A 3026-nucleotide genomic window follows, 5' to 3' on the forward strand; every position below is an offset into this window, starting at 1 on the left:
GATGCAGCTCGAGGCCGTGCATGTGCTCGGCAATCACGACCGCTATTTGCTCGACCGTCCGCCGGAGAAGATGGGCTCATGGGATCGTCCTGCCCATGCGGCGCTCAACGCCGCGCAACTCGACTGGCTGCGGGCGCAGCCGATGACGCGCGTGTTCCGCGACCGGGTTTTCCTCTGCCACGCAACGCCCGACAACGACGAAGTCTACTGGCTCGACACCGTGCATCCCGACGGCACGGTGGCGCTATCGCCGCTCGATCGCATCGAGCAGTTCGCGCAAGGCATCACGCAGTCCCTGATCCTCTGCGCCCATACCCATCTCGCCCGCGCGGTGCGCTTGCGCGATGGCCGGCTGATCGTCAATCCCGGCAGCGTCGGTAGCCCCGGCTATCGCGACAAGCATCCGTTCCCCCATGTCGTCGAGGCCGGCACGCCGCACGCGCGCTACGCGGTCCTCGAATGCGTCGATGGTGCGTGGCAGGTGACGTTCCGCCAGATCGCCTACGATCACGAGGCGATGGCCGCGCTCGCGCGCCGCAACAATCAGCCGGAGCTCGCGAACGCGCTGGCAACGGGCTGGATCAAGTAGACGGCTCCATCAGGGCTGCGGGCTTGACATTTTCATATGCGCGCTTATTATAAGCGCGCATATGAAACGGGAGGTCATGCCATGAGCGACGAAAACACCTGGCGGAGCGAATACGCCATCGAGACGTCGGCGACCCCAGAGACGATCTGGAGCATCTTTCGCGAAGTCCCCGCCTGGAAAACCTGGAACGCGGGCATCGAGCAGATCAACATCGACGGACCGTTTGCGACCGGCACCTGGTTCACGATGAAGCCGCCCGGCGAGGAGGCGCTGCGTTCGCAGCTGGTCGACGTTCGTGAGAACGTCTGCTTCGTCGACGAAACACGGGTGGGCGATCTCGTCATCCTTGTCGCCCACCGCATCGAGCCGCTTGGACCGGCGCGCACGCGCATTGTCTATGCCGTCGATGCCCGCGGCCCGCAGGCCGCCGAGATCGGCCCGGCGGTTTCCGCCGATTTTCCCGAGGTGCTCGCGAGCCTGTCCAAACTGGCCGAGGGGACGCGATGACGAAGCCGCCACTCCCGACCCGTCTGTCCGGACCCGCCGAAAGCCCGGGCTTCCTGCTCTGGAAGATCTCGAACGCCTGGCAACGCCGGTTGCGGGTGGCGCTCCAGCCTTACGAGCTCACCCATTCCCAATTCGTGTTGCTGGCAACGGCGACCTGGTTCGGTGCTGAGGAAACGCTGACCCAGGCGCGGCTCTCCCAGCTCAGCGGCATTGATCCGATGACCACGTCCCAGGTGTTGCGCGCGCTGGAAGCAGCAGGGTTGATCGAGCGGATCGATCATCCTCAGGACCCGCGCGCCAAGGCGATCACGGTCACCAAGGTGGGCCGCGATCTCGCGCGGAAAGCTGTCGTGGCGGTTGAAGACGCCGACGCCGCGTTCTTTAAGCCGCTGGCGTCCGACACCAAGCGACTGGTTGCGATGTTTCAGGCGCTCGTCGAAGGCATTGAGCGCGCCGAGGCAGACGGCAAATAAAACGGCCGGCTATTCGCCGGCCGTTGCAGAATTCTCAGTTACGCGCGAAGCGGATCAGACCGCCGACGTGATCCACTGCTGCAGCTTCGCCTTCGGCGCCGCGCCGACCTGGCGGGAGGCCATCTCGCCGCCCTTGAAGATCATCAGGGTCGGGATCGACATCACGCCGTACTTCGACGCGGTCTTCGGGCTCTCGTCGACATTGAGCTTCACGATCTTGACCTTGTCGCCCATCGCGCCGGCGATCTCGTCGAGGGCGGGGGCGATCATGCGGCAGGGGCCGCACCACTCGGCCCAGAAATCGACGACGACAGGGCCGTTCGCCTTGAGCACTTCGGCTTCGAAATCGGCGTCGGAAACCTTGCTAACGGCCATTGGAGTACCTCACTCGGTTGAAAGAATCGGCGCGGTTGGGAATCGCGCCCGGGATCATGCCGTCAACCTATGAACGGCCCCTTGCCGGGTCAAGGACGCTCACACTGAGATGAAGGGATGCCAGCGCCGCGTCCAGCGCGGGGGCTGAAATCTCCATATATTCAAGGGCCTCGGTCCAGAGCAGGACAGCCCTGACAGGCTTTTGGGGATAAAGCCTCGACAGCACCGCCCGGTACAGCGCGAGCTGTCGGACATAGACGGCGGGGGCCTCCGAGGCGCTCTTGGGCGCCGCCTGGTTGGTTTTGAAATCGACGATCAGGACCTCGTCCGGACGAACGACCAGCCGGTCGATCTGCCCCGATATCAGCGCCGGCGGTCGGCCCGGCCGCTCCAGCCTGCCGACGATGGCGACCTCGGCCCGGCTGCCGCCGGCAAAGACCGGGGCAAAGCGCGGCTCGGCGATCAGCGCGAGCACCTTGTCGGCCAGCGCGGTGCGGTCGGCCTCCGCCCAGTCCGAGGCGTTGCGCGCCATGAAGCCGAGCGCGGCCTCGCGCCGGCGCTCGGGGCCGATGTCTGGCAGCGACTGGAGCAGCCGATGCACCAGCGCGCCGCGTTGCAGCGCGCGCGCGCGCGACTGCACTGATTCGCCTGACCGCACCGCGCGGCCTTCCTCGGCAGATTGGCCGGACGGGCGCACGGCATCGTCGTCAAGCATCTCGCGCGGTGCCGGCGTCCGCAGCCAGTCGGGCAACGCGATCGTCTGGTCCACGGATGTCGCGGGCGTGCCGAGGGCGACGGCGTCCTCCGGCCGGGCGAATCGCGTCACCTTGCCAAGCGGCGTCTCCACCGTCTGCTTCTCGAGGCCCGAGCCGGTGAGCCCGGTGTCGACCAAATCGTACCAGCTCAGCTTGCGGACCGTCCTCATGTTACCGGGCATGCAGCCGCCGACGATCAGCCGGTCGGCCGCGCGCGTCATCGCGACGTAGAGCAGGCGGCGGTATTCGTCCTCGGTCTCCTCGAGCATGGCCTTGCGTGCCTCGACGACCGGCCTGGGGTCGTCGGCCTTGCGGCCGGCCCACACC

5 protein-coding genes are annotated in these 3026 nt (G+C 66.6%); 3 read left to right on the forward strand and 2 right to left on the reverse strand.

Annotated elements, in window-relative coordinates:
• From AC1D00_RS34125 to AC1D00_RS34135, 3 genes are all read left to right on the forward strand, one after another.
• The coding region (locus AC1D00_RS34125) for a metallophosphoesterase family protein (protein ID WP_477013698.1) at nucleotides 1–589 on the forward strand (589 nt) is incomplete at its 5' end.
• Between the two features lie 81 nt (nucleotides 590–670).
• Nucleotides 671–1096, forward strand: a complete 426-nt coding sequence (locus tag AC1D00_RS34130; RefSeq protein ID WP_477013699.1) for an SRPBCC family protein — start codon at nucleotides 671–673, stop codon at nucleotides 1094–1096.
• Nucleotides 1093–1569: a MarR family winged helix-turn-helix transcriptional regulator gene (locus tag AC1D00_RS34135; RefSeq protein ID WP_477013700.1), complete on the forward strand. Its 477-nt coding sequence runs from the start codon at nucleotides 1093–1095 to the stop codon at nucleotides 1567–1569. Before AC1D00_RS34130 ends, AC1D00_RS34135 begins: the two co-directional genes overlap by 4 nt.
• A gap of 54 nt (nucleotides 1570–1623) precedes the next feature.
• On the opposite strand, the gene trxA is transcribed toward AC1D00_RS34135, so the two are convergent.
• Nucleotides 1624–1944: a thioredoxin gene (gene trxA / locus AC1D00_RS34140; RefSeq protein ID WP_008540017.1), complete on the reverse strand. Its 321-nt coding sequence runs from the start codon at nucleotides 1942–1944 to the stop codon at nucleotides 1624–1626.
• Nucleotides 1945–2011: 67 nt separating this feature from the next.
• A partial coding sequence (locus AC1D00_RS34145; protein WP_477013701.1) for a PD-(D/E)XK nuclease family protein occupies nucleotides 2012–3026 on the reverse strand: 1015 nt, incomplete at its 5' end.

Source organism: Bradyrhizobium sp. P2_E8 (genome assembly GCF_056403875.1).

Coding starts and splice junctions, on each gene's coding strand:
- trxA (WP_008540017.1), bottom strand. CDS start 1,944: ATGGCCGTTAGCAAGGTTTCCGACGCCGATTTCGAAGCCGAAGTGCTC.
- AC1D00_RS34135 (WP_477013700.1), top strand. CDS start 1,093: ATGACGAAGCCGCCACTCCCGACCCGTCTGTCCGGACCCGCCGAAAGC.
- AC1D00_RS34130 (WP_477013699.1), top strand. CDS start 671: ATGAGCGACGAAAACACCTGGCGGAGCGAATACGCCATCGAGACGTCG.